The organism is Neisseria sp. P0022.S010, from assembly GCF_051956635.1.
In genome coordinates this window covers 1-1569 of sequence record NZ_JBQCXF010000633.1, presented here as the reverse complement: position 1 = coordinate 1569, position 1569 = coordinate 1, and the positions used below count along the sequence as shown (strand labels likewise).

The following is a 1569-nucleotide window of genomic DNA, read 5'->3' as shown; positions in this document are numbered from 1 at the left end:
TAATCATCGGTTCGAGTTCGGGGTGGTTGATGTTGGCAGGGATAATCGCGCGTCCGGCGGCGATTTCTTGGCGCACAAATTCGGGCGTGATTTGGTCGGGATGGGTTGGGGTATTCGCGCCGAAACTTTGCCCTGCGTGCTGTATACAGAGCTTGGAGTATTCAGGCCGTCTGAAAAGCTCGTCCAGCTTCATGCGTTCGCGTATGGCGACAAACTCCATTTCCGGCGTGATGATGCCTTGGCGGGCGTAGTGGAGCTGGGTTACATTGCGGCCTGCTTTGGCGCGGCGCGGACGGGTGATTTGGTTGAAACGCAGATGGGCAGTTTTCGGATCGTGCGCGCGTTCGGTGCCGTATTCGCTGGAAAGCTTGGGCAGGATTTCGGTATCGCCGCGTTCCTCCAGCCATGCGGTGCGGACGTGTGGCAAACCTTGTTTCAGATCGATGTGTGCCGCCGGATCGCCGTATGCGCCGCTGGTGTCATACACCGGAATTGGCGGATTGGCTTCCGTACCTTGCGCCGTGTAGGTGTCATCCTGACGGATTTCGCGCAAAGGCACGCGGATGTCGGCGCGGCTGCCCGAAATATAGACGCGGTCGGAATTGGGATATTGGAAGCGGATGCCGATGTCTTCGCTTAAGTCGGAAAGACGGCGCGCCTCATCGCCGGTTTTTTTAGTGGTAGTCATAAAAAATTGCTCCTGTTTCTCGGTTATGAAATAGAAACAGGAGCATTGCTTTTTTTCAGACGGCCTTGTAGATATCTTCAATCAACCGTTTAAAATCACATTTGCCGAAACTCCCCACGCAGGTATTATCCTGTTCGGGTGTAAAGGGTATTTCTCAGCCGCTCGGTTTGAAAGCAGCACCCCTGTTTCTTTATTAACGAAAATTAAACCATGCGGCTGGTTTTTTGTAAAGCGGCGTTTTTCGCATTTTCTGTCAAAAACGCTTGACAGCGACTCCGTCTTTCCGTATAGTTACAAATTCTGACGCGGGATGGAGCAGCATGGTAGCTCGTCGGGCTCATAACCCGAAGGTCGTAGGTTCGAATCCTGCTCCCGCAACCAAATATAAAAATCCCCTGCAATCGCAGGGGATTTTGCTTTATGTGGCATTTATTGTTGCTTGGATTGATTGAAAGGCCGTCTGAACCATTAGGTTTCAGACGGCCTTTTTTATTGGCCGATGACATCGGCGGCTAATTTGCTTTTGTCTTTTATTTTGAGTTTGTGTTTTTCAGACGGCCTATTGTTGCTTCGGATCGGTATCGTTGCGCAGGTGTTCTTTCAGGCGTTGCAACTCTTTTTTGTCCAACCATTTATTACGCGAACGTTGCAACAGGATCACCAAAGCGGCGATTTCGTTACGCATATTGGTGCTGAGCCAGAGGAAGCCTTGCCAGTCGTAATGCAGGCGGGCGGCCGGTTTGCTTAGTTCGGTATTGAGCGAAGTATCGATGCGGATACGGCGGGCGTAGTGGCCTTTGATGAGGCGGACGGTCAGGCGCAGTTCGCGTTGGAGCTGGTTGAAGTGGCGGTCGAGCAGGCGGATTTCGCTTTCGTTGAGC

Annotated in this window: 1 protein-coding gene, 1 tRNA gene, 1 pseudogene and 1 riboswitch; of the genes and pseudogenes, 1 reads left to right on the top strand and 2 read right to left on the bottom strand. The window is 52.1% G+C overall.

Annotated elements, in window-relative coordinates:
* Positions 1–688 (bottom strand): phosphomethylpyrimidine synthase ThiC (locus ACTHUT_RS20170; RefSeq protein WP_440419577.1); only part of this gene is annotated, 688 nt, incomplete at its 3' end.
* 94 nt (positions 689–782) lie between these two features.
* Positions 783–882, bottom strand: a riboswitch (TPP riboswitch).
* A gap of 110 nt (positions 883–992) precedes the next feature.
* Here ACTHUT_RS20170 and ACTHUT_RS20165 point away from each other — a divergent pair.
* A tRNA-Met gene (locus ACTHUT_RS20165) sits at positions 993–1069 on the top strand.
* 178 nt (positions 1070–1247) lie between these two features.
* Here the strand turns inward: ACTHUT_RS20165 and ACTHUT_RS20160 are convergent.
* A pseudogene (locus ACTHUT_RS20160) lies at positions 1248–1569 on the bottom strand (FUSC family protein); the annotation flags it as partial.